The 24335-nt window shown below is 59.8% G+C and carries 24 protein-coding genes; 10 read left to right on the top strand and 14 right to left on the bottom strand.

The window, feature by feature from the left end; all coding sequences use genetic code 11:
• Positions 1–48 precede the first annotated feature (48 nt).
• A complete protein-coding gene (locus ACI2KA_RS18200) occupies positions 49–288 on the top strand; it encodes a flagellar hook protein (RefSeq protein WP_404503858.1) in 240 nt (79 codons plus the stop codon).
• A gap of 363 nt (positions 289–651) precedes the next feature.
• Here the strand turns inward: ACI2KA_RS18200 and ACI2KA_RS18195 are convergent, their stop codons facing one another.
• The 5 genes from ACI2KA_RS18195 to ACI2KA_RS18175 form a co-directional block, all read right to left on the bottom strand.
• Positions 652–849 carry a hypothetical protein gene (locus tag ACI2KA_RS18195; protein WP_404503857.1) on the bottom strand — a complete coding sequence of 66 codons (198 nt, stop codon included), beginning with the start codon at positions 847–849 and terminating at the stop codon, positions 652–654.
• Positions 850–960: 111 nt separating this feature from the next.
• Entirely contained in the window at positions 961–1614 is a 654-nt protein-coding gene (locus ACI2KA_RS18190; RefSeq protein WP_404503989.1) for a DUF3313 domain-containing protein, read from the bottom strand.
• Between the two features lie 210 nt (positions 1615–1824).
• Complete coding sequence (locus ACI2KA_RS18185) at positions 1825–3201, bottom strand: ATP-binding protein (RefSeq protein ID WP_404503856.1); 1377 nt, start codon at positions 3199–3201, stop codon at positions 1825–1827.
• Positions 3198–3932, bottom strand: coding sequence for a response regulator (locus ACI2KA_RS18180; protein WP_404503988.1), 735 nt, complete (start codon positions 3930–3932; stop codon positions 3198–3200). The genes ACI2KA_RS18185 and ACI2KA_RS18180 overlap by 4 nt, the downstream gene beginning before the upstream one ends.
• A 324-nt stretch (positions 3933–4256) precedes the next feature.
• Complete coding sequence (locus tag ACI2KA_RS18175) at positions 4257–4586, bottom strand: hypothetical protein (RefSeq protein ID WP_404503855.1); 330 nt, start codon at positions 4584–4586, stop codon at positions 4257–4259.
• 315 nt (positions 4587–4901) lie between these two features.
• On the opposite strand from ACI2KA_RS18175, the gene ACI2KA_RS18170 reads away from it, so the two are divergent.
• Entirely contained in the window at positions 4902–5258 is a 357-nt protein-coding gene (locus ACI2KA_RS18170; protein ID WP_404503854.1) for a hypothetical protein, read from the top strand.
• A gap of 96 nt (positions 5259–5354) precedes the next feature.
• A complete protein-coding gene (locus ACI2KA_RS18165) occupies positions 5355–5942 on the top strand; it encodes a TetR/AcrR family transcriptional regulator (protein WP_404503853.1) in 588 nt (195 codons plus the stop codon).
• Between the two features lie 107 nt (positions 5943–6049).
• Here ACI2KA_RS18165 and ACI2KA_RS18160 read toward each other — a convergent pair whose 3' ends face one another.
• From ACI2KA_RS18160 to ACI2KA_RS18150, 3 genes are all read right to left on the bottom strand, one after another.
• Complete coding sequence (locus tag ACI2KA_RS18160; RefSeq protein ID WP_404503852.1) at positions 6050–6646, bottom strand: hypothetical protein; 597 nt, start codon at positions 6644–6646, stop codon at positions 6050–6052.
• Between the two features lie 107 nt (positions 6647–6753).
• Positions 6754–9891, bottom strand: a complete 3138-nt coding sequence (locus ACI2KA_RS18155) for a multidrug efflux RND transporter permease subunit (protein WP_404503851.1) — start codon at positions 9889–9891, stop codon at positions 6754–6756.
• Between the two features lie 5 nt (positions 9892–9896).
• On the bottom strand, positions 9897–11072 hold the full coding sequence (locus tag ACI2KA_RS18150; protein ID WP_404503850.1) for an efflux RND transporter periplasmic adaptor subunit: 1176 nt from the start codon (positions 11070–11072) through the stop codon (positions 9897–9899).
• Positions 11073–11450: 378 nt separating this feature from the next.
• Between ACI2KA_RS18150 and ACI2KA_RS18145 the strand changes: the two genes are divergently transcribed.
• Together ACI2KA_RS18145 and ACI2KA_RS18140 are read left to right on the top strand one after the other, a co-directional pair.
• Positions 11451–12068 (top strand): outer membrane protein, encoded by a 618-nt coding sequence (locus ACI2KA_RS18145; protein WP_404503849.1) that lies wholly within the window; start codon positions 11451–11453, stop codon positions 12066–12068.
• Positions 12069–12381: 313 nt separating this feature from the next.
• Positions 12382–13044: a TetR/AcrR family transcriptional regulator gene (locus tag ACI2KA_RS18140; RefSeq protein WP_404503848.1), complete on the top strand. Its 663-nt coding sequence runs from the start codon at positions 12382–12384 to the stop codon at positions 13042–13044.
• A 142-nt stretch (positions 13045–13186) separates the two neighbouring features.
• Here the strand turns inward: ACI2KA_RS18140 and ACI2KA_RS18135 are convergent, their stop codons facing one another.
• The 6 genes from ACI2KA_RS18135 to ACI2KA_RS18110 all read right to left on the bottom strand — a co-directional run bounded on the left by ACI2KA_RS18135 (position 13187) and on the right by ACI2KA_RS18110 (position 17937).
• Positions 13187–13633: a hypothetical protein gene (locus ACI2KA_RS18135; protein ID WP_404503847.1), complete on the bottom strand. Its 447-nt coding sequence runs from the start codon at positions 13631–13633 to the stop codon at positions 13187–13189.
• 307 nt (positions 13634–13940) lie between these two features.
• Positions 13941–14681 (bottom strand): SDR family oxidoreductase, encoded by a 741-nt coding sequence (locus tag ACI2KA_RS18130; RefSeq protein WP_404503846.1) that lies wholly within the window; start codon positions 14679–14681, stop codon positions 13941–13943.
• Positions 14682–14721: 40 nt separating this feature from the next.
• Positions 14722–15123: a carboxymuconolactone decarboxylase family protein gene (locus tag ACI2KA_RS18125; RefSeq protein WP_404503845.1), complete on the bottom strand. Its 402-nt coding sequence runs from the start codon at positions 15121–15123 to the stop codon at positions 14722–14724.
• A 110-nt stretch (positions 15124–15233) separates the two neighbouring features.
• Positions 15234–16466 carry a cytochrome P450 gene (locus ACI2KA_RS18120; RefSeq protein ID WP_404503844.1) on the bottom strand — a complete coding sequence of 411 codons (1233 nt, stop codon included), beginning with the start codon at positions 16464–16466 and terminating at the stop codon, positions 15234–15236.
• 47 nt (positions 16467–16513) lie between these two features.
• A complete protein-coding gene (locus ACI2KA_RS18115) occupies positions 16514–16708 on the bottom strand; it encodes a ferredoxin (protein WP_404503843.1) in 195 nt (64 codons plus the stop codon).
• A 44-nt stretch (positions 16709–16752) separates the two neighbouring features.
• Positions 16753–17937, bottom strand: coding sequence for an NAD(P)/FAD-dependent oxidoreductase (locus ACI2KA_RS18110; RefSeq protein ID WP_404503842.1), 1185 nt, complete (start codon positions 17935–17937; stop codon positions 16753–16755).
• Between the two features lie 1051 nt (positions 17938–18988).
• On the opposite strand from ACI2KA_RS18110, the gene ACI2KA_RS18105 reads away from it, so the two are divergent.
• The 5 genes from ACI2KA_RS18105 to ACI2KA_RS18085 are packed head-to-tail and all read left to right on the top strand — an operon-like array spanning position 18989 to position 24175.
• A complete protein-coding gene (locus ACI2KA_RS18105) occupies positions 18989–19924 on the top strand; it encodes a thiamine pyrophosphate-dependent dehydrogenase E1 component subunit alpha (RefSeq protein WP_404503841.1) in 936 nt (311 codons plus the stop codon).
• Positions 19917–20891 carry an alpha-ketoacid dehydrogenase subunit beta gene (locus tag ACI2KA_RS18100; RefSeq protein WP_404503840.1) on the top strand — a complete coding sequence of 325 codons (975 nt, stop codon included), beginning with the start codon at positions 19917–19919 and terminating at the stop codon, positions 20889–20891. The genes ACI2KA_RS18105 and ACI2KA_RS18100 overlap by 8 nt, the downstream gene beginning before the upstream one ends.
• 13 nt (positions 20892–20904) lie before the next feature.
• Positions 20905–21687, top strand: coding sequence for an enoyl-CoA hydratase/isomerase family protein (locus ACI2KA_RS18095; protein WP_404503839.1), 783 nt, complete (start codon positions 20905–20907; stop codon positions 21685–21687).
• Positions 21688–21693: 6 nt separating this feature from the next.
• Complete coding sequence (locus ACI2KA_RS18090; RefSeq protein ID WP_404503838.1) at positions 21694–22986, top strand: dihydrolipoamide acetyltransferase family protein; 1293 nt, start codon at positions 21694–21696, stop codon at positions 22984–22986.
• A gap of 16 nt (positions 22987–23002) precedes the next feature.
• The gene (locus ACI2KA_RS18085) at positions 23003–24175 is read left to right on the top strand and encodes an acyl-CoA dehydrogenase family protein (protein WP_404503837.1); all 1173 of its coding nucleotides are present in this window, start codon (positions 23003–23005) and stop codon (positions 24173–24175) included.
• Positions 24176–24335 lie beyond the last annotated feature (160 nt).

Genomic DNA, 24335 nt, shown 5'->3' with positions numbered 1-24335 from the left:
AGGACCGTTCTGGTCAATCCCTCACCCTTAACCCAACAGGAGACTAACATGAGCAAGATCACTGAAATCAACGACGACATGCTCGATCTCGTCAGCGGCGGTGCTGCAACCGTTGCTTCGACGGTCACCATTGGTGCGGATGGCGCCGTCAGTGGCAGCTACACTTTCGGCAGCCGTTCGGGCACCTTCTCGGCAACGCTGCCGGCGGAACTCGTGCAGAAAGCCGGGACATTCTCCTTCAGCAACGCCTCGGGTTCCTTCAGCTTTGACAGCTCCTTTGCAAGCTGATCCCGTTTAAACAGATAAATCCGGCAGCCAGTTTCTGGCTGCCGGTCCTGCAATCATATGCCGCGCGTCCACCAGCGGCACGCTGAAGCTCGTTAATATGGGTGCGATTGCATCATCATCGTCCGCAGAGCGAAACGCTAAAGGTGGGGATGTGCGTGATAAGGGGGCGCTGCCGAATGTTAGAGGAGCCCCGGGAACGTCAAATTTTCATGGCCGGGCTAATGGTCATGTGCCTACGCCCATGGCGGCATCGAAGGCCAGGGCGATATCACCGTCTGCCATTCAGCGCGATCCGTCTGGATATTGAGACGGTTGCGGCACGCCTTGCCTGGGTGGCGGTCGGGAACTGACGGAAGAAGGCGGTCACGCCGCTTGTTCGTCCCCGGTCATGGTGGCTGGCGGCGCAATGGCGCAGGACGCCGATGCCGCGTTTCTTGCCCTATCGGCGGCTTCCCAGAGCAGGGTCGCGAAATCAGAGCGTGCGACCTTATCTGCCTTCAGCATCTGCCGGATGAGTGGGTCGCGAAGTGCTTGCGCAATTGTCAAATCGTTGGCGGACATTTTAGTCTCCTGTATCTGTGGAGAAACTAGCGGCCCTTTGCAGACAGGTTTTGTCCTAAATCCGGCCCAAAACCGGCATTTTGTTTAATATTGTTGCGCTGCTCCCGGCATTCAGCGTCCGATATCTGCAAGGAGGGCATCCGCACCCTTGCCGATACCCACCTTTGACGCCTCAAGCGAGGAGAAGGTGGCGCCGATGTTCATGGCCCCGGGATATTGCTTGGTAACATAGGCATACAGCAACGTATCGCTTTCCGCATCATGGATCTCGACGGCATAGCTTACCGAACCGGTCATCGCGCCCTCTTGGTCCCGGATAGCCTGAACGGTATTGTATACGCCACCGCCGACATCGATGCGTGACAGCGGACCCAGCACCGGGCTGGTCTTTTTGGCTCCCGTCAGGGTCAGGCGAAGCCTCAGCGTACCGGGTCCACGCGTCCCGATGATCCTGAAGCGGGATCCCAGCTTTTGCTTGAACTGGGTGGCCATGTCGTCGGCGAGTTCGGCCTTCTCGTTTTCTTCAATCTTGACGAACTGGTTGTCGGGACCACGATAGATGACGACCGGCTCAACGATGATTTTGTCATATTGGCGCCAGTTGACGGGAGCCTTGTATTGATAGGGGATGCGGCCACTTTTGTCCTGTGGATTGGGTTGCAGCTGCGAGGCGGAAGTCAATGCCTGGTACATCGTCGGGCTGGCGGTCGAGCAGCCCGTGACGATCGATCCGAATGCAGCCATCGCGACGGCTTTCCTGAACATGTTTTGCACGATTGGCTCCGCAGTCTGAGGGAAATTCAACTGCGGCATTTCTACAGAGCGATCGCGTTGCGATGTTTTCTTTCATGTTCGGAAATATTCGCAGACCCCGAGCAGGCCAGTTGGGCGCGCGGCCGGGCACGTTCACTCATCACCTTCACCAATTCTGAAGGCGCGGCATGGCTGCGTGCTCTTTGCGAATGCTTCGGACGGTCAGATGGCGGCATTGCCCGAAGGTGTTGAAAGACGGCCTGATCCATGGTCGTGGAACGGCGGCAGGTGGATTTCAATGACCAGGCCATTGGGTTTTCCGTCCCGCAAGGTCAGCGTTCCGCCATGCCCTTTCCGGATGATGCCTTCCGCCGTCGGCAGACCCAGGCCGAAACCGCTGCCGCTGCCTGCGGTGCGGGCTTCGTCAGCCTTGAAAAACGGCTCCAGAACGCGCGCCTTGAGGTCGTCGCTCAATCCCGGGCCGTTGTCGCTTATCCTGATGAAAATGCCATGCTTGCCCGCATCCTCGAGCTCGACATCGATCTGTGTGGCATAACGTGAGGCATTTTCCACCATGTTGGAGACCGCCCGTGTCAATGCCTGCGGCTTGCAAACATATTTCAGCCGGCGAGGGCCGGAATATCTGACATCGACACCCGTTTCCGAAAAATCCGTGGCGATCGTCTGAAGCAGGCTCGACAGATCCACCTTGCGTGAGGGCACGTTGTGCAGGGGATTGGTCAGGAACGACAGGCTCTCATTGATCATTGAATCCAGAGCGTCGAGATCCTCAAGCATCTTTTTCTGCAATTCCGGCTGCTCGCAGCGTTCGACCCGCATACGCAACCGCGTCAGGGGTGTTCTCAGGTCGTGGCTGATCGAGCTGAGCATGCGCGTCCGATGTTCCGCCATGTCCAATATGCGCTTGCGCATGACATTGAGGGATGCGGCAAGACTTCGTATTTCCGAAGCCCCTTCCGCAACGAAGGGCTGCTCAAGACTGTCATCCGCGCTGGCGCGCTCCGCCGTCGCCGCAAAACGCGCAATCGGCCTGATGATGAGCCAGCTGCCAACATAGGCGAGGACGATCAGCGGGATCACGATCTTGAGAATTCCGCTGATGAATGCCGGAAAGAACCACAAGGAGCGAGGGAAGGCCGGAAGATGGAAAACAAGAAGCCGGGCATCGTCCAGCTTGACCACGAGCGGTCGCGCTTCCGGCTGCTTCTCGAACAGGCCGTGCAGGACGTCCTGAAAGTTTTCCTCAAGCGCAAGGCGCACGCTGCGGAGAATATCAGCCGATGTCGTGTTGGCTATGTTGGCCGCGGGAGTTTGATCCGCCGTGCGGACCTCGATGGGAAGTCCCAGGCTGGCGGCCAGTTTTCGCGCGTCCTCCTCTTCCTCGGGAGAGCGGGCATCGTGGAATTGGTCAACCACGCGTTCAATCCGGCCGGCCAGCAGGCCGATCTGGATACCCTTGTCGTGACGGCCGTAGATGAAAGGCTCCGTCGTGGCGGCAACGACCGAGACCAGAACGATGAGCAGCACCGCCAGAACGAGAATCTGTGTTCGGATTGATGCCGATCGGAGTTTTTTCAAGAGATTCTCTCGACGCTTGCCGCAAAGAGATAGCCGCCCAGACGAACGGTTTTGATGAAGGCCGGCTCCTTGAGATTGGCTTCGATCTTCTGTCTTATGCGGCTGATATGGGCGTCGATGCTTCGCTCCACCGGTCCTGCCGATCCGGCATGGGTCATGGAAAGAAGTTGTTCACGCGTCAGCACCCTGTTCGGATTGCAGCAAAATGCCCACAACAGGTCAAACTCGGCTGTGGTCATGGAAACCTCGTCGCCTTCGGCGTCGAAAAGTTGCCGGCTGCTTGGGTCAATGCGCCAACCGGCGAAGGCCAACGGCCCGGAAACCTCCTCCCGTTGCCGCGAAAGGGAGGATCGTCTCAGGACGCTCTTGATCCTCGCCAGCAATTCGCGCGAGTTGAACGGTTTGGTGACGTAGTCGTCGGCACCCAGTTCGAGCCCCAGAATCCGGTCGATCTCCTCCCGCCGGGCGGTGAGCATGATAATGGGAATTGCGCGCGATGCGCGCAGCCGCATGCAGATATTGAACCCGTCTTCTCCCGGAAGCATCGCATCAAGCACGACAAGGTCGAATTTTTTACGGGCAAGCACGCGATCCATTTCGGCACCATTGCTTGTGGCCGATGCCGTAAAGCCATTGCGCTTCAGCAAATCCACCAACATGCCCGCAATTTCCGTATCGTCCTCGACGATCAGAATATTGGGTTGCCCGCTGGATGTTTCAGATACCGTCATTTCATATGCCGTTGCAGATACTTGAGTGACGTGCGGCGCGTGCGTTGGAAGGGAAATTATCTCATCAAGATGTGGATATGTCACGCTACTATTCCTATCATAAGCCAAACATCGGCAGCCATCGCCGTACCGAGGGAAAATCGGTTTCGACCGGATGTTTCGCCGTCAATTGTCCGGCGTTAAATCTTCAAGGCAGGAGATCAGTAAAATAGCCAGGAGCTCGTGGAGTTGTATTTTTAAATATTGAGAAATATTGCCGGCGAAAATCTTGGTTTTCTGCCGTGGCGTTGGCCAAGAGCAGAATGCACCGGTGAGGAAAATCCGTCATGACGGGAAACGCCGTTCGGAATTGATGATTGCAAGAACGCGTTTTACAAATGCCGCGCCGTCAAAGTGCCGGATCGGTTGAGACGAGGCTTCGCCTTGCTTCTCGAACATGAACGCTTCTATGTTCACGATAGGCAGATTAAAGGCCGTTCTTACCCGGCCAACCATGGCGGTATAGGTCACCACGAGCCGGGAATGAGCGATGTCCGTTTCATACGGTCTTTCGGTGAGCGAGACCGGGATCGCCGCAAGCCCATATTGTGACAGGGCTGCCTGTATGCGCGCGGCTGATTTCGGGCTCTGCAGGCAGATCAGCACCTGGCGCATGGATGTCGGGGATGAGCAAGATGACATTGTTACACCTCTTATATGGCAATCATCTTACGTGCGCGATCTGCAAAGCGGTGTTTTAATTTGTTTCGTTTTGTTACGGCTCCGATCCGCCACGCCAGCGGTGGCATGGTTTCACGGCCTGGCCGCCGGTGCGGTCGGCCGTGTAAAAAGCCTGCCGATACGCGGAATGGCTCCGCAACATTTCGCAATCAAAAAAAATACCGTCGCATTGGCGGAAACCTATGCTCCTTCCGTTGCTTGCCGTTGGCGAAACCCGCCCCGGACAAGGACATGAGGAAAGGTTCCGCTATGAAGTTATATCCCGTCACTGCAGCAATAACGGTTGCCTCGTCTTTGGCGTTTGCCTTGCCATCGCAGGCTCAGGTCGTGATCTACAATGATGACCCGCCCGCCTATTCACAGGATCGCGGCCAGGCGGAAGCCGATTTCCTGGGTCGGTGGAACCAGCGCCACGAGCGGCGGGGATGGGACCGGTTCGGTCCCGATGATGCGATCCATCTTCTGGAGCGGCGCGGTTATCGCGTCAAGACTGTCACGGATGTGGGAGAACGCTTTCTGGTTCGCGCCTCGCGAGACGGCGATGATCTGCTGGTGAGCGTTTCACGCGGGGGAGAGATCATGGGCGTCGTTCATGAGGGGTATTGACGCGCTGGCCTGACGTGCACGGCCGCGATTAAAAACGAAGTCCGTCCTGTTCATCCGGACGGACAGTTCAGTCCTGTGTATTTTCCCGGAGGTCCTGTGGAGAAGCAGGTATCAAATCCACGGCGCGTGCGACGCACCGCTCTGGCGACGCGCGTGCTGATCCTGCATGAGGCGAGGCGATCATTCATCGTGCTGGGTCATAAAAAGACATCGATATCGGATATCGCGGTCACATTGAACATGTCGCCCGCAAACGTCTTCAAACACTTCCATTCAAAAGCCGAACTGGCCCACGCGGTCCTCATCGATCGCTTCCGCTCCGGTCGAAAAATCCGGGGACTGACGCCGCTTGCGCGAATAAGGAATTTTCTGTTCGACCTCCTGGTGGAACTCAATGCCTGCCTCAAGAAGGAACCCCTTCTTTTCGCGGTGATGACGACATTTCTGACCGCGGATGAGGTTGATCAATTGCTTCGGGATCACATGGTGGCGGGAATCCGGGAGGCACTGGCCGATATTCCGTTGCCCCATGAAACGGAACGGATGGTGGAAATGCTGGCCGACGCCTTCCTGTGCGTACTCCATCCAGCGATCATCGGTACCACGAGGCAGGCGGAGCTGCGTTCGCGCGCCGACAATGTGCTCCTGCTGGTCGAGCTTGCGATCTGCCGTCCGGCTCGGTGAAGCGCCGCTCACATGTTTCGGCGTCCGATAGAGGAAGGGTAGACCGCCATTAAATTTCAAGAGGCTGGTGGCGTGGCGCTTTGACGAGGAAAATCCGCAAAACCGGGTCAGCGGAAAGCGTCGGCGGCAAATCGGATCACCTGCCGGCCTTTGTCCAACGTCATGCCTGGAGCTTCCGCGACTTTTCCAAGCAATTGACCGCCGCTTTCCAGCAACGAAAAATTATTGCCGGATGCTTCCGGTTCCGGCGGCAGCGGCACCTCGGCTTCGGCGGGGGGCAGGGGCGGTTGCGCCGATGCAACCGCGCCCGTGATTTGAGGATCGCGTGTATCGCAGGCCGGGACGCAACGGTCAAACCGTTGCACATTGTAAACTGGCTGGGGCGCCTTCTTCACGCTTGGCGTCACACTCGCGCGCAGCAATGCCGGGCTGGGCAAAGGAACGCGTTCGACAGGACCGGGGACTTGAGCCAGGGGTGGGATTTCCGGGATTTTCCGTCCTTCGTCCTGATCAACCGTTTCCTGCTTCACGAAAGGGACCGCTTCCGTTTTTGCAAGTTCCGTGGGGAGGTGGTTCTCTTTGCGAAGCACAGCGTCAGCAACGGCGTAAAGCGAAAGAAAGCCGAAACCCACCGCACCCAGGCTAAGGGCGATTTTTCCGGTCTTTTGCTCTTTTATCTGCGATATCCAGTGCGGCACGGTCATTGTGTTCTCCTTGCGGCTTCGTCATTGCCATCTAACGCTGCCATTTTGGTGTTTTCGGTCAGAAAACATGTCCGACTGAAGGCGTTTGATGCGGTAATGTTGCGTCGTCACTCCGCCGCGGACGGTGCTCCATCTCGCGGGGTCTCGTGCTGCAGGCGCCGCCCGGTGAACCGCATGACGACCGCAAAAAACACCGGCACGAAAAGGACAGCCAATATCGTGGCCGAAATCATGCCGCCCATGACCCCCGTGCCGATCGCCCTTTGGCTGGCCGAACCGGCGCCGGTGGCGATGGCGAGTGGCACGACACCAAGCGTGAAGGCGAGGGAGGTCATCAGGATTGGCCGGAAACGCAGATGCGCCGCCTCGATTGCCGCTTCGATGACGGTACGTCCCTCCGCACGCAGATCCTTGGCGAACTCGATGATCAAGATGGCATTTTTGGCTGACAACCCGATGATCGTGATGAGACCGACCTTGAAATAGACATCGTTGGGCATATCGCGCAGCATGACGGCCGCGAGCGAGCCGATGATGCCGAGGGGAATGACCAGCATGACGGAGAGCGGAATGGACCAGCTCTCGTAGAGGGCCGCAAGGCACAGGAAGACCAGCAGGCAGGAAAGCCCAAGCAGCATCGGGACTTGCGAGCCGGACTGGATTTCCTGAAGTGACTGGCCGCTCCATTCGAACCCGAATCCGGACGGAAGCAACTGTGCAATGCGCTCGACTTCGGCGATGGCTTCACCGGAAGAGTGTCCAGGGGCCGCCTGGCCGCTGATGCGTATCGCCGGAAAGCCGTTGTAACCCACGAGCTGCGTGGCTCCCTTTGTCCAATTATAGGTGGTGAAGGCGGAAAACGGCACCATGCTTCCTTCGGTGTTGCGCACGTTCATTTTCATGACGTCGAAAACATTGCCGCGTTTGCCGGGTTCTGCCTGCACGGTGACGCGTTGCATGCGGCCGGCATTTGGAAAATCATTGACATAGGCGGAGCCGATATTGGTGCTGATCGTCTGATTGATATCGGCGAAGGTAACGCCGAACGCATTTGCCTTCTCGCGGTCGACCGTCAGAACCATCTGGGGCGCATCCGCCAGTCCTTCTTCGCGGACGCCGGCAAGGATCGGGCTCTTGCGGGCCTCGGCCAGGAACTGGTCACGCGCGGCCGATAACGCAGCATGGCCGCGGTTGCCCCGGTCCTGTAGCCGAAAGGCGAAGCCGTTGGTGGCGCCGAGGCCGGAAATCGCCGGCGGCGAGGTGGCGAAGGCGGCGGCATCCTTGATCGACAGGAAGGCGCCATTGAGTTTTTGCGTGATCTCGCTGGCGGCTTGTCCGGCACCTCGCTCGCTCCAGTCCTTCAGGGTCATGAAGACCAGCGCGGCATTCTCGCCCGCGCCGGAAAAGCTGAAGCCGTTGATGGCGACGACCCTTTCGACGGCTGGATTGTCGAGCACGATCTTTTCCATCGTCTGCACCGATTCCAGCGTTCTGGCGGACGTGGCGTCGGCAGGTGCCTGTACCTGCGCCAGCAACGTGCCCTGATCCTCGATCGGCAAAAAGTCTGTAGGCAGGCGGACGAACATGTAGGCCGCCGCTCCAACGATAACGAGATAGACCAGCATGACGCGGCCGCTCTTGCGCATGAGGCGACCGACCCAGCCGCTATATCCGTGCGACAGGCTGTCGAAGCCCCGGTTGAACCAGCCGAAGAAGCCTTTTTTCGCGTGGACGTGTCCTTTTGCCAGCGGTTTCAGGAAGGTCGCGCAGAGTGCGGGTGTCAGCGAAAGCGCCAGAAATGCGGAAAACAGGATCGAGGCCACCATCGTCAGGGCGAATTGCTTGTAGATGACGCCGACGGCACCGGGAAAAAACGCCATGGGAACAAAGACCGAAGTGAGAACCAGCGTAATGCCGATAACCGCGCCGGTGATCTGCTTCATCGCCTTCTTGGTTGCCTCTTTCGGAGAAAGCCCTTCCTCGGCCATGATGCGCTCGACATTCTCGACGACGACGATCGCGTCATCAACGAGAATGCCGATGGCCAGCACCATGCCGAACATGGTGAGCACGTTGATCGAGAAGCCGAGCAGCAGCATGACGGCGCAGGCGCCGAGCAACGCGATCGGCACGACGATCGTGGGAATAACGGTGTAGCGTATGTTCTGTAGGAACAGGAACATGACGATAAACACCAGGATCACGGCTTCCAGCAGCGTATGCAGGACCTTTTCGATGGAGATCGAAACGAAAGGCGTCGTATCATACGGGATCGACCATTCAACGTCCTGCGGGAAGGATGGGGCGAGTTCCGCCATCCTCTCGCGGATCGCCGTTGCCGCCGAAAGCGCATTGCCGCCAGGCGCCAGTTCGATTGCCGCTCCGGCTGCGGGTTTGCCGTTGATCCGTGTGGACGTGTTGTAGCTTTCCGCGCCGACCTCTATTCGTGCCACATCGCGCAGGCGAACGGTGGAACCGTCGGCCTGCGCCCGCAATACGATTGCCCCGAATTCCTCCGGAGTGATGAGCTGGCCTTTGATCAGCAGGGATCCCGTGGTGCGGCGGTCCGCTTCCACGGGGGCCGCGCCAACCCGGCCTGCGGCCACCTGGGCATTCTGGGACCGGATAGCATCGCTGACATCGGTGGGAGAGAGGTTGAAGCCGAGCAGCTTGTCCGGATCGATCCAGATGCGCATCGCCCGCTCGCTGCCAAAAAGCTGTACATTGCCGATGCCGGGAACGCGGCGCAGCTCATTGGCGACATTCCTGCTCATATAGTCGCCGAGCGCCAGCCCGTCGGTTCCGCCGCTCTTCGATGTCAGGGCGACGAGAAGCAGGGTTCCGCTGCTGGCCGCCGTCACGGTGATGCCGCGCTGCACGATCACGGCGGGAAGCCGAGCCTCGGCGCGTCGCACCCGGTTTTGCGTCTCGACGGCCGCCGTGTCCGGATTGGTGCCGGGGGCGAAAGTGACGGTGATATTGATCGCGCCGGCGGCATCCGACGTCGATTCATAATAAAGAAGACCCGGAATGCCGTTCAGCTGTTCTTCGACCAGCCGCGTGACACCCTCATAGGTGTCCTCGGGGGAAGCCCCCGGATAGGTCGCGGAAATCTTGATCTGTGGCGGTGCGACATTGGGATATTGGGTGATCGGCAGAGCCGTCAGGGACAGAATACCGGCCAGCATGATGGCAATGGAAAGGACCCAGGCAAATACCGGGCGGTCAATGAAAAAGGCGGCCATCCGGTTCAGTTCCTCTTTGTGTCTTTCGCAGCGGCGATGGCCGGGTTCGTCCACGGCTCCGGCGCCACCTTTATTCCCGGGGCGATCCGCTGAAATCCTTCGACGACGACGCGGTCGTGCGGGGCGATCCCGTTGACGATCACCCACCGGCCATCCAGAAGCCAGCCGAGCTGGACATTGCGAACTTCAACCTTGTCGTCCTGCCCGACCAGATAGAGTTGCGATTTCCCGGCAGTGTCGCGTTGCACCGCCTGCTCGGGCACGGCGAATGCGCCTTCCATCGAGGCCTGCTCCATTCTCGCCCTGACATACATGCCGGGGAGAAGGTTCGTCTCGGGATTGGGAAACTCCGCTCGCAGGATGACCTGTCCGGTCGCTGCATTGACGACCGCTTCCGAAAACAGCAGCTTGCCGTCATGCGGATAGGATTGACCTTCTGCCGATGCGAGCTTGAGAAGCGCACTACCTGATTCATCCGCCTTCAGTTTTCCATTGGCCACCGCATTCTTGAGGGCAATGAGGCTGTCTGCCGGCTGGGTGAAGTCGGCATAGATGGGGTCAATCTGCTGTATTGTTGCCAGAACATCGGATGTCTGGCTGACCAGAGCGCCTTCCGTCACCAGGGCGCGGCCGATCCGCCCCGAGATCGGCGCGCGGATTTCGGTATATTGCAACTCCAGCTGCGCGGTGCTCAAATCCGCCCGCGCGCGTTCGACATCGGCATTGGCCTGCGCCAGTTGCGCGACGGCGCTTTCGGTCGTCTCCCGGCTGGCAACGCCGCCCTGCAGCAATTGCGTCTGCCGATCCGCCTTCTGCCTGGCAAGGGTCTGGGCGGCCAGTGCCGCATCCAGCGTTGCCTGGGCCGAGGCGACTTTGGCGCGGAATGGCGCAGGGTCGATGAGATAGAGAACATCACCCTCGCGAACCGTCGAGCCCTGTTCGAAAATCCGCTTGAGGATCAAGCCGGTAACGCGGGGGCGGACATCGGCCGTGACCATGGGCGCCACCCGCCCGGGAAGCTCGATGACCACCGGCAAGGTCTCCGCCTGCACATCGATGATGGCGACTTTAGTCGGCGGGGCGGCGGGAGCCTTGGTCTGCTGTTCGTCCGAGCACCCCGCGATCGCGAAGCAGAAACAGGAAGCGAGCAGAAATCCTGCCTTCTTCGACAAATGCGGCATCAATTCATCCTTCATTATTCCACGCGGCCGGTCATCGCAAATGGTCGACCAGCTCCGAATTTTGCGCAGAGTGTACGAAAAAGAGACGTTGCCGTTGCTGCTTTAATGTTAAGAAATGTTGCGAAGCCCGCCGCAGCTGCATGGCGGCCATCGACCGGTGCTCGGAAAAATCGGATTTGTCCTCATCGCCGCGCTAGATGCCGCTCCGCTCGAGGCAGGGCTTTGACAACGCCGCGCGTGCCCTTCGAGACAGGGTTCGCAACATAATTTAATCTTATAACACAGTACGCAATCTTGATCCGGGAGACAGTGTCTTGCTCCGAGGGGGATTCGCAAGCGGAACGCCCCCTCCCTCCCAACAGATCACGAGGCATCCCAATGCATTTCAAGACAATCGTTTTCGCCGTGCTGGCCGTTTCTGCGGCTCTTCCTGCCACGGCGGCGGACATGACGTTTGCGCAGCCCAGCCCCCAGCCCGAACATCAGGCTTATTCGGCTTTTGACTGGTCCGGTTTTTACCTCGGCGGCCAGGGCGGCTATACCTGGAACCAGGCAACCATCTTCGGTTCGGCCGAAGATCTCGACAGCGGTTCGGCCGGTCTTCATGCCGGCTACAACTTCCAGTCCGGCGATATCGTTTATGGTATCGAGAACGACTTCAACTACAATTTCGAAAACAAGGGCGACGCCAATCTCGAATGGGATGCGTCCGCGCGCGGCCGCGTCGGTTATGCGCTTGACCGCACGCTGATTTTTGCAACGGCCGGTGTGGCCGCTGCAGGTGCGAAGGTCGACGTTCCGGAGGCTTCCAAGAATGATGCCATTTTGATCGGCTGGACGGCCGGCGCCGGTGTCGAGCGTGCATTCACCGATAACATCGTGGTGCGCGGAGAATATCGCTATTCGGATTTCGGCAGCAAGGATTTCGGTTCGGCGGTCGGTGATTTCAAGGCCGACCAGCACAAGGTCGTTTTTGGCGCCAGCTACAAGTTTTAACGGTGAGGGAGGCAGTCGATCCGACTTCGGCTGCCTTCGAACGTGGCCCGCCCGATCGGTAACCGGCGGGATGGCGGATCGTCTCAGGAGCGGCTTCGCTGGGCATCTCGCGACTGCGGCGCCGCGGATTTCGATCCGGCCTTGGCCAGGCGGCACGCTCCTCGCGCGCATCCGGGCGGCGTGACCTTTGCAAATACGGCAACATTCAAACCTGCCTGCGCTATTTATCGTCTATGCTGGCCTCACTCTGCGCTTATAGTCGGGCGTATAGAGGTGTCGTTTTGTAACGGCGTTAATGTGGGGAAGCATGCGCATGACCATTGCCGATTCAGTGCCGGCGAAAAAAGAGGTGAGGCGGCCAGGTCGGCCCAGGAAAGAAGATACCGGCCTTCTGACGGACCGTATCGTTCAGGTCGCCACTCAGCTGTTTCTCGATAATGATTTCGAGACCACCAGCGTCGACATGATCGCCTCGACGGCGCGGATATCCAAAAAGACCTTTTATGCCCGCTTTTCCTCCAAGGAGGACATCTTCGTTGCCGTTATGAAAAAAGGCATGTCCGGCCTCTTCATGGCGGATGCCATAGGCATTGGCGACGAAGCTCCTGTCGATGAGGCGCTGTACCGTATCGGCCTCTTGCTTGTCGATCGCTCTCTCACCCCGAAGGCCAAGGCACTTTACAGGCTGATCGCCTCCAAATCGGTGCAATTTCCCCAATTGACCGCAACCTATCACGAGGGTGGGGCAAGGCTGCGCGAGGTGGTGGCCGCCATCTTCCTGCGTGCCATCACCAGAGGGGAAATTCGGCCGGCCGATGCGTATTTCCTCGCGGATCGGTATCTGGATGCCATAATGTACGCCCCGATGAGCGCGTTGATCCTGCAGGGCAGGCAGGCCCTGCCTGCACAGGACCCGCATCGGCATGTCAAATGTGTTCTCGACCTGTTTCTCGAGGGTTGCCGTGACCGGCGCTAGTGTCTGTGTCCGGCGGTGCGGCATTTCCGATAAATGAGGATCGCTTCGGGGCTGGAACGACCGCAAACAGGCCATGGAACGCGCCGGCGATTTCGTTCAGGTCAGGCGCGCCCAGGCGTTCATCGAAGCGGAGCTGTTGTTGTCAGAAATCGCGGTCGCGAACGACACCCATGATTTCTCCGCGTCTCGATACGCTGACCAATACCCGATCGCCTCGCCGTGAGGCTCTCACAAGATAGCGATCGCCGACATTCTCGATGTCTCTGACCCGGTATCCCCGATCTTCAAGCAGGCGGATGATGTCGCGCGCACCAAGCCTCTGCGCACGTTCCCCCGATTCCCGATAGCTGCGGTGGTCGCGGTGACGATCCTGAACCGTCTCAAACCTCGCACCGGCCATATAGAGATCATCGCCCGCCGGCAGCGAGTAGGCGCTGCGCCCGGAGGTCTCGGCAAGCGCCGCCGTTCCGACGCATCCGGCCAGGAGCGTGCCTACGAGAATTGTAGCCCGCAGAGACTTTTTTTCATTCGGTTTTGTGCCTGTATTGGCGGCAATACGATGCCGCTGCCCAGTCAATTGTCCACTCATGCTTGGAAATCCTCGTTGCAAAGAAGATCATATTAGCCAGTGGTTTATTGTGCTGTGTGTTTATATGTTGGAATTTTTTATGTTTAAAATCAAGTTCTTATGGTGTTTTTTGGAGCAGACCGCGAGGCGCGCCGGAGCGGTGGCTTGGCCTTGCCGGATGCGATCCGTTCAAGGCCTGCATGTTCTGAGGCTGGACCCGCTGGCGATTGCCGGCGGTGGGAGACGGCGGAGTTTCGGTCATCCCATGAACAGGGTGACGGGCAACGTAACGATCGTTTCCGTGTTTAACCGGCCCTGTTTTTAAAAGCTAGAAAAGATAACGCCCGCCATTGACGCTGAGCGTTTGGCCGGTGACGTAACCGGCTTCCTCCGACGCAAGATAGGCCACGGCATGGGCAATGTCGTCCGGCTGGCCCGCACGTTTCATAGGCATTGTTCGGGCCACGGCCTCGACGTCGATTGGCCCTTCACGCACCAGCGGCGTATCCACGAAACCGGGCGGCACATGGTTGACGGTAATTCCCTTGTCTGCAAATTCGATGGCGAGCGCCTTGGTCAAACCGATGACGCCGCCCTTTGAGGCGGCATAATGGGCCATGGCGGGAGCGCCGGTCTGTGCCGAGGACGAGGAAATATTGACGATCCGCCCCCAGCCTGCCTCCAGCATGTCTGGCAGGAATGCCTGCGTGACGAGAAAAGGTCCCTTGAGATTGATGCCGATGACCCGATCCCAAACCTCTTCGGTGAGGCTTGTGAAGGGCACGTAACTGCTGATCCCGGCATTGTTGACGAGGATCGTGACCGGTCCGAGTTGATCACGGATGCGGGCGGCCGATGCCGCGATGGCTGCGGCATCGGCCGCGTCGCCTGCCACGGCAATCGCCTTTCCGCCGGCCTTGCGGATAATCTCGACCGTCTCGTCGGCGCCCTGCGCATTGAGATCCCAGACCGCGACGGATGCGCCGAGGGCGGCAAGCACCGTCGAGATGGCGCGGCCGATCCCCCGGCCGCCGCCCGTGACCACGACATTCTTTCCTTGAAGTGACATTCGCAACGTATCCTTTTGATGTGATGGCCTTGCCGATATTTCAACCTTGCGCCAATGCTTCGCGGGCGGCATTGCGGGCGGTCACGGCGGCGGGGAAACCGACGTATCCGGCCGAGTGATAGATCACTTCGGCGATCTCGGCTTTCGTGAGGCCGTTTGTCAGGGCTATTCCGACATGAGTGCGTAGCTCGGCGTCGGCGTGCAGCGCGATCAGAAGAGCGAGCGTTACCAGGCTGCGGTCGCGGCGGCTCAATCCATCTCTGGCCCATAGAGCGCCCCAGACGCTGACGAGGCCGATCTCGACCAGATCTTCGCCGAATTTGCCGTCGCGCAGGTCGACGTCACCATCGGGGAAGACGCCCGGCATGGCTTCTTTCAATGCCGCCAGCCCCGCCCTGCGCAGGTCGGGCGCTTCGGTTGCGTCCACCTTGTTTTTTACCATCCTGTCCTCCTCCCATTTCAATGTTAGTCTTCGGGCCGCGTGCCGCGACCTTCAGGTGCTTCGGTTTCCACAGCGCATGCCGCCTCCTCGACAGCGTGAAGCCGCCGTGCTCACCAGGTTACAGGCAGTGCTTCGATGCCGTAGGCGAGTGAATCGTGCTTGAAGCGGAGTTCGGAAAGCGGAACGGCGAGCTTGAGCGTTGGAATTCGGCGCAGCAGCGTCGGATACACCACCTGAAGTTCGACGCGCGCAAGCTGCTGGCCGATACATTGGTGCGGACCCCAGCCGAAGGCGTGATGGTGACGTGCATCGCGGGTGATGTCGACTTTCGCCGGATCAGGGAATGCGACAGGGTCGAAATTGGAGGCGGGCAAGGACGAGACGATGCCTTCGCCGGCGCGAATGATCGTGCCGTTGAAATCTATATCCTCGAGCGCGATGCGGCGTTGCAGCAGATGCGGAATGGTCAGATAGCGCAGCAGTTCCTCGACGGCGCTGGCAACGATCTTCGGATCGTCGGTTTCGCGCAGTAATTTCAGCTGCTCCGGGTTTTCAAGCAGCAGGGCGGTGCCGAGCGCAATCATGTTGGCGCTGGTTTCATGGCCGGCAATCAGCAGGATAACGCCGAGCTGTACCGCGCCGGCCATGTCCAGGTCGCCGGCCTTTACCCTCTGGCCCAGATCGGAGACGACATCCTCTTCGGGATTATCCATTTTGCGCTGAATGAGCGTGCCGATATATTCGCCAAGCGCGCGGGATGAAACCCGGTTTTCCTCGGGGGATTTGTCACGGGAATTGGCCACCTTCGCATGCTGTTCGAAAAAGCCGTGATCTTCGTAGGGAACGCCCAGAAGGTCGCAGATCATCAGTGACGGCAAGGGCAGGGCCAAGGCTTCCACCAGATCGGCCGGCTTGGGGCCTGCCAGCAGACCGTCGATCAGATCGTCCGTCACCTGCTGTATTTGCGGCCTGATCTTTTCCATGCGGTGGCGGGTGAAGGAATTGGTCAGCGTTCGGCGCAAACGTGCGTGATCCTCGCCATCCGTGTCGAAAATGGTCTTCGGACGATCATGAATCGTTTCCGCGATCGCCCGGTTCATATAGGGGAAATTGGGAAGATGATCATTGGCGCTTACCCGCGGATCGGACATGATCTTGCGTTGCGCCGCATGCGAAAGGATGAGCCATGGTGTGCTGCCATCCCATATCCGGACACGGGTAAGCTCCACGCCGGCGTCGTGCAGCGCACGGATTTCCGGCGAGGGCAGGAATGGTGCGGCAGCGTCCCTTGGTGTTGGGTGCTCCAGAACCTCTGTGGTCGCGTGGTATGGACAGGTGGCCATAGCTTTTCCTCCTATATTCGGCTGGGCGGCGGGAAACGCCGCCATCTTCATTCTTCGATGCGGATTGCCAGCGCCGGACAGACTGCGGCGGCCTGGCGGACATTCTCCGCTTCTTCCGGCGGCGGATTTTCGTTTACGAAGAAGACGATGCCATCCTCTTCCCGCTGATCGAAAACATTGGGCGCATAGGCGACGCATTGCCCGGCCGCGACGCATTTTTCCTGATCGATGAAAATTTTCATCTGATGATCCTTCCTCTTGTCACATCCTGTTTTTTGCGGTGCGGTCAAAGCCGCTCCCGGACACCCATTGCTTCGGCGAGGTTCTGCCGATGCTGGCGAACCTGTTTCGGCATGTTCCAGCCGAGAACAGCCGAGACGGCGCCATCGGTGGTGTAGCGGGCAACGAAGCGGCGGGTGGAGAGGTCCCCTTCCACGATCTCCACGGCTGCATCGGATCCGATCACGCCGAAGACTTGAATCTTCACGTCAAACTGGTCGGTCCAGAAATAGGGTATGGGCGCGTAGATCGTTTCGTTGCCGAGAATGCCGGCGGCGACCGCTTCGGCCTGTTCCGTCGCGTTTGTCCGGTTTTCGAAACGTGCAAGACGCCCGAGTGTCTGATGGTGCCAGCGCGCCACGTCGCCAACGGCGTAGATTCCCTCGGCGGCCCGGCATCGCGCGTCGCAGACGACACCATTGTCGATTTGCAGTCCGCTACCCTCGAGCCAGCCAGTCGCGGGCGTGCCGCCGATCGCGACGACCACCAGATCGGCGGGCAATTCCTCGCCCTCCGTCAGACGTACGCCGGTAACTCGGCCATTGACGCCCAGAAGGCCAGCGACGCCCGATCCCAGCCGCAGTTGAACGCCGTGCTCCCGGTGCACCTGCCCAAGCAGTTCCGAGGCGAGCGGGCCGATCTGGGCGGCCATCGGGGCGGCAAGGGGTCCGGCAAGCGTCACATCCAGCCCCAGCAGGCGCGAGGTTGCAGCGATCTCGGAGCCTAGTACACCTTCGCCGACGACAACGACGCGTGAGGCCGTTTCCAGCCCTGCGTGAAGTGCCAAGGCATCGTCGAGCGATCGCAGCACATGCACGCCGGCAAGGCTCGCCTGGTCAGGCAGGCGCCGAGCCCGCACACCCGTTGCGATGACGATGGCATCGGCTTCGAAAAGGCGCCCTGAACTGGTTCGCACAGCACGCGCGCTGACATCCAGTTCAACGGCGGCATCCCCGAGAATGAAATCGGCTTCCAGCGCCGAAAGAGCTTGCGGCGGGCGCAAAGCCGCCCTGTCCGGCGCCCAAACACCCTGGAGAACCTGTTTCGACAGCGGGGGACGGTCGTAAGGGGCATGTACCTCGTCGCCGATCAGGGTCAGTTGTCCCTTAAATCCGCCGCGCCGCAATGCTTCGGCGGTGCACAGGCCGGCCGCCGAAGCGCCGACGATAAGGACATGTGCAGGGACACTCATGGTGCGGCTCTCCCCGCCGTCCGGGAATAAGGCGACACAAGAATTCCCGTCGGGCGCATGGCGCCGACAGCTCCGTCAAACAGCTCGCGAAACATGAATGCCCTCCCAAGCATTCGCCGGTCCCTTATGGCTTGCATAATTAGGGAACTTGGCCGTACTATTTATTAGGACAACAAATTATGATTGTAGAGTCAATAGTCAGTTTGTTTAGTTATGTTCGTATTTGTGCGCGGAGGCAAAAAACAGGGAAGAAGGATCGGTCGAGACGCCACCGCCACCGTCTGGGAAAAACGGCTTACACGAGCTATCGCCAGAAATATTGCGTGAAAAGGCCTGATTTTCAGGGCTTTCGGCGAAAAGCAGATGAGCATGGGCGTGTATCTGTTTTGGCGGAAAGGCTGGTTGTGATTTTCACCGATCCCTGGGAGATCGCAAAAAGCGAGTGATAAAAACGACTATTGACTCGTAAATCATTATTTGCTGTTCTGCGCTCGTCTCAAATCGAAGAGACGGTTTGTCAGCCTGGGAGGAGGGGTGATGACGAGAAGACGATGGCCAATGCTGCGGCCTATGGAGAGTTTCCGTGCATTTTTGCCGGCGCCAAGGCTTGCCGAAGGGCGTGAAGCCCGGCCATCCCCGGCTGTCCGGCCAGCGGGTGACCGCGTGGTCTTGCGAGGGGCTCAAATCGCCGTTCTCATCAGGAAAACTAGACATTTCAGACCTCACACTCCGGCTGCGGTATTGGCGGCAGTCGCCAGCGTCCTGGTGGTAGCGGTTGTGCGCGTTGCCGGGCAGCATCGGGGCAGGAACGTCACACGCCTTGGTCAAACAGGCCCATCCATGGCCTTTCCTGTCAGGTCGCGACATCTCCTTCTGACAACCGACGTTGTGTTTCAACCGTAACGGGGCGGTCGAGGCGAGGAGCTCAGAAAATAAATGAATTATGAATCATTTGGCATTTTATGCGTGACGACCGTGCGGTCTGGTCTGGGCATCGCAGGAAGATTGGTGGCCGGTAATGAACCGTGATGTTCTGCAAGATATATACAGGATGATGCTTTTGATCCGCCGCGCCGAGGAGACGCTGCAGAAGCTTTTCATTGACGGCCAGGTGCCGGGTTTTCTCCATCTTTCCATCGGTCAGGAAGCGGTGGCGGCGGCTATATCACGCTGTCTTGGCCCGCAGGACACGGTCTCGTCGAACCATCGCGGTCACGGGCATACGCTTGCCAAGGGCGTGGCTCTGGAGGGGTTCTTCGCAGAGATTTTGGGCAGGGCGACCGGATTGTGCCGGGGGCGCGGCGGGTCCATGCATGTGGCCGACCTGAAAATCGGGATGTTGGGCGCGAACGGTATCGTCGCGGCCGGATTGCCGATCACCACCGGCAGCGCGCTTGCCCTGAAACTGCAGGGTGAGGGCCATATCGCCGTGGTCTATTTCGGTGACGGCGCCCTTGCGGAGGGCGTGGTGCATGAATGTTTCAACATCGCCAAATTGTGGTCGCTTCCGGTTCTGTTCGTCTGCGAGAACAACGGCTGGTCGGAATTCAGCCCGACCGAAAGGCAGATGGCGACGGGCCTGCGCCAACTCGCCACCGCCTGGGGCATCACCTATGCGGAAGTGGACGGAAATGATGCACAAGCGGTGCACGACGTGGCCGAAGCCGCCATCGGCGCCATGCGGATCAACCCCCACCCGTCCATTCTGGAATGCCGAACCACCCGTGTGAGGGGACATTATGAGGGCGACAAGCAGGACTATCGTCCCGAAGGGGAGGTCGCCGAAATGGCCGCCCGCGACCCGCTCGCCATTGCCCGCCGCTACCTGGAAGATGACGGCGTGACACAAAGCTGGTTCGCGGAACTCGCCGAACTGGTCGATGCGCAGGTCAGCGCCGCACTTGAGGCCGCTCTCGCGGCGCCGCATCCGGTGCCCGCCGATATTCTCGCCGATGTTTATACCATCTCCGGAGGCCGCAATGGCTGAGGTCCGTTTTCTCAAAGCCGTCAATCAAGCCTTGCATGACGCCATGCGTCACGACCCGACGGTTATCTTGATCGGTGAGGACATCGCCAGCGCCGGCGGCTCGTTCAAGGCGACGAAGGGCCTGCTCGACAGCTATGGCCCCGAGCGTGTGTTCGATTCACCGATTGCCGAAGCGGCCATCGCCGGCATCGCCGTTGGCGCGGCGCTGACGGGCATGAAGCCCGTTCTGGAAATCATGTTCATGGATTTTTCCACGCTGACCATGGACATGCTGGTCAATCAGGCGGCGAAGGCACGTTCCATGTTCGGTGGGCAGGCAAGCGTTCCGCTCGTCCTGCGCACGCCGCATGGCGGGGGACTGTCCGCCGGCCCGCAACATTCGCAATGTCTGGAAGCCTGGTTCGCACATATTCCGGGCCTGAAGGTCGTCGTTCCGGCCACTCCGGCCGACGCCTATGCGCTGCTGCGTGCCGCTATCGACGATCCTGATCCGGTCATCGTCGTCGAAAACAAGGCGCTCTACGCCATGAAGGGTGATCTGGCCGAAACGCCGGAACCGGTGGCGATCGGCAAGGGTCGTATCGCCCTGCCCGGTCGGGACGCAACCGTCGTCGCCTATGGGGCGATGGTTTTTAGTGCGCTTGAAGCGGCAAGCGAACTCGCTGGGGAAGGCATAGCGGTCGAGGTTATCGATCTTCGGTCAATTCAGCCCTGGGACGAGGCTCTGGTGCTCGAGAGCCTGTCGCGGACCCATCGGCTGGTTGTCGCCCACGAGGCGGTGGAGGCGTTCGGCGTCGGTGCGGAGATCGCCGCGCGTATGGCCGATATCGGTTTCGATGAGCTGGATGCCCCTATCGTTCGCGTTGCGGCGCCTTTTGCGCCGGTCCCCTTCAGCCCGGTGCTGGAGAAGCATTATCGACCCGACAGCGCCGACATTGCCGCCGCGCTGCGTCGTATTCTTGCATGAAGTGGAATCTATCATGACGACTTCGCCCATCAAAATTACGGTCGACGGTTCTGTCGCCACATTGACAATCGATCGGCCAGAGACGTTGAATGCCCTCAACACCGAGGTCGTGGCCGCCTACAACGCCGCTCTGGACCGGATCGAGGCGGATCCTTCGATCCGCGTGGTGATCTTCACCGGCGAGGGCCGGGCCTTCATTGCCGGCGGTGATATCGCCGATCTGAGTTCGCGGCAGGGCCTTGCCCATTACCAGCAATTTGCCGAGGACATCCACCGCCTGTTCCGGCGTATCGAGATGCTGGACAAGCCAACGGTGGGTGCCGTGAACGGTTTTGCGCTGGGCGGCGGCACGGAACTCCTGCTCGCTCTCGATCTCCGGCTGGTATCGGACAAGGCCAAGCTCGGCCTGCCGGAAATCAATCTCGGCCTGTTTCCCGGCGCCGGTGGTTCCCAGAGGCTCATCCGGCAGGTTCCCTCCTGTCGCGCCCGCGAACTCATGTATCTGGGCGATATGATTTCCGCCGAGGAGGCCGTGCGGATCGGTCTTGCCAACCGCGTGGTGGCGCATGAGGCGCTGATGGATGAAGCGCGGGCATTGGCCGGCCGTCTGGCGGAGAAATCGCCGCTTGTGCTGAAGCTCCTGAAACGCGCGCTCGTCGATGGCGCCGACATGCCGCTCTCGGCGGCGATCCGGCATGAGCAGGCGATGATCGGCCTGGTTCTGGACAGCCGTGACGCACATGAAGGATGTGCCGCCTTCCTCGAAAAGCGCCCCGCGCATTTCACGGGGGAGTGAGGATCGATGGCTGAATTGCTCATGCCGAAATTCGGACTGACCATGACAGAAGGTCAGATCGTGCAGTGGCACAGAAAGTCCGGCGAGCGGTTCGCAAAAGGCGAAGTACTGTTCGTCGTCGAAACGGAAAAAGTCGCCAATGAGGTTGAGGCGGAAGCGGATGGAGAATTGCTGGAGATTTTGGCCGGCGAAGGCGACGTCCTGGGAGTCGGCCTGCCGATCGCGCGTGTCGCCTATGAGGATGATGCCGGCGGGCCGGTACCGGTGTCGGCTCGCAACCGGTCATCCGACGCTCTCCCATCAAATGCGCCGATATCGGATGCGCCTTCCGCGCGCAAGCTGATGCGGGATCACGGCCTGTCCCCCGCCGATGTCGTTGGCAGCGGCCGTGGCGGGCGGATCATGAAAGGCGACGTATTGCGTGTCATCGCCACGCCGCTTGCCCGGCGCGTCGCGCGACAAAATGGCGTCGACCTGCACGAGGTGACGGGAAGCGGGCCGAATGGCCGCATAAAAGTGGCGGATGTCGAACAGGCACTCGTTGCGCTGCCGAAAGATCTGCCGCCCGCCGCCGTGCCGGTCCCCTTCCTTCAGCCGGATATCAAGAAACCGGATGCGTCGCGGCTTGCAACCGCCCGTCGCGTTCAGGCCGCCAAACGGGAAATTCCGCATTTCTACCTGACGCGGATGGTGAACGTTCTGCCGCTCGGACGATTGCGCGACGATCTCAATGGCGATGGCGCCGGTCGGGTCAAGATCTCCGTTACCCATATGCTGGTCAAGGCGCTTGGGCTCGCTCTTGCGGAGATGCCCGCCATGAACCGTATCTGGACGGAAGAAGGCATCCTTTCTTTTTCCACCGCTGATATCGGCATGGTGGCCGAAACCGTACAGGGTCTGCGTATTCCGGTTTTCAGGGATGTGGGGCGCCTGCCGCTTGACGATGTCGCCCGCATGGGCGCCGATCTCGCTGCGCGGGCGCGCGATGGCAAGCTGGCCGCAACGGATGTGGGCGGCGGAGTGATCTCGGTTTCGAATGTCGGAATGTTCGGAGCGACCAGCCTCACGCCGATCATCAGCCCGCCGCAGGCGATGATCCTTGGTGTCGGTGCCGAACAGCAGATGTTCCGGCCGGACGAGGCGGGGCAAGCCCGGCTGTCGCGTGAAATCTGCCTGACGCTTGCTGCGGATCACCGCATCATCGACGGCGCCGATGCGGCCCGTTTCCTCCAACTCGTATCGCGCAACCTGGAAGAGCCGTTGCGGCTCTTGCGGAGTGCGGCGGCTGTGAATGCCTGACGGAAAGATATTGCCCATGAATTTTGAACTGACAAACGAACAGTCGATGATCATCGAGACGGCGCGCCAGATCGGTGAAAAATTCGGACCGGATTATTGGCGGGCCAAGGACGCCTCAAAGGAATATCCCTTTGAATGCTGGCAGGCGATCTGCGACGCGGGCCTGGCCGGCGCGATGCTGCCGGAGGAATATGGCGGCGGCGGCCTTGGTCTTGTCGATCTCGCGCTGATTATTGAGGAACTTTGCAAGGCCGGGGCCGGGGCGACGCTGGCGCAGATGTTCATGCTCAATCCCGTCTTTGGCGGCGTTGCCATCAGTAAATACGGCAGCGAGGTGATGAAGCGGGAATGGCTGCCCCGGCTCTGCTCCGGCGAGATGACCTTCTGCATGGCATTGACGGAACCGGACGCGGGCACCAATTCGCTGAATTTGAAGACAACCGCCCGGCGGGACGGAAACGTATGGCGGATCAACGGTCAGAAGATCTGGATCACCGGCGTTCCTCAGTCTCAGAAAATGCTGGTTGTGGCGCGCACAACGCCGCAGGCGGAAGCGCCGCGCAAGACCTTCGGCATTTCCCTGTTCATGATCGATACCGTGCGAGACGGTCTGTCGCATACGCCGATCGAAAAGCTCGGCACCAATACACTGCCTTCGTCATCGGTATTTCTGGACAATGTCGAGGCGCGTGACGATGAGGTTATCGGGACGGTCGATGGCGGATGGGACCAGCTTCTCGACGTGTTGAACTCGGAACGCGTCGTTACGACCGCCGGGCTGGTCGGCGCCGGCTATCTCGGCATTTCGCTTGCCGTGAATTATGCGAAGGAACGCAAGGTCTTCAATGGCACGGCAATCGGCGCCTATCAGGGGCTGCAGTTTCCGCTCGCCCAGCATTGGGCGGAAATCGAGGCTGCCCGTCTGCTCAATCTCAAGGCAGCTTCCAATTTCGATAACAATCTGCCTTTCGGTTCGGAAAGCAACGCTGCCAAGCTGATCGCCAGCCAGGCGGCCTCGGCCGTGATCGAACGATCGATGCAGGTCATGGGGGGCATGGGCTACGCCAAGGAATTCCATGCGGAACGCCTGTGGCGAGATGCGCGGCTTTTCCGTTTCGCGCCGGTCTCGGAGGAAATGATCCTGAACTTCATAGCCATGAACAATCTTGGCCTGCCACGGTCCTATTGAGGTTCGGCAGGAGGCGCGGATGTACGAGCGCACGAATTCCGCCATTTGCCGGCACCGCGATCCGGGCCGGTTTACGAGGCGCAGGCCCCTGCGGGCCGATGAACACCTTTGATGCCGCTCCGTGGGAGGCGGCGGCATCAAACGTCCCTGACCGGCAAGA

It is taken from the genome of Agrobacterium sp. NPDC089420 (genome assembly GCF_044900305.1).
In the GTDB taxonomy this organism is placed as follows: domain Bacteria; phylum Pseudomonadota; class Alphaproteobacteria; order Rhizobiales; family Rhizobiaceae; genus Agrobacterium.
Note: the sequence above shows the minus strand (reverse complement) of the source record. Positions and strands in the feature narration are given on the sequence as shown.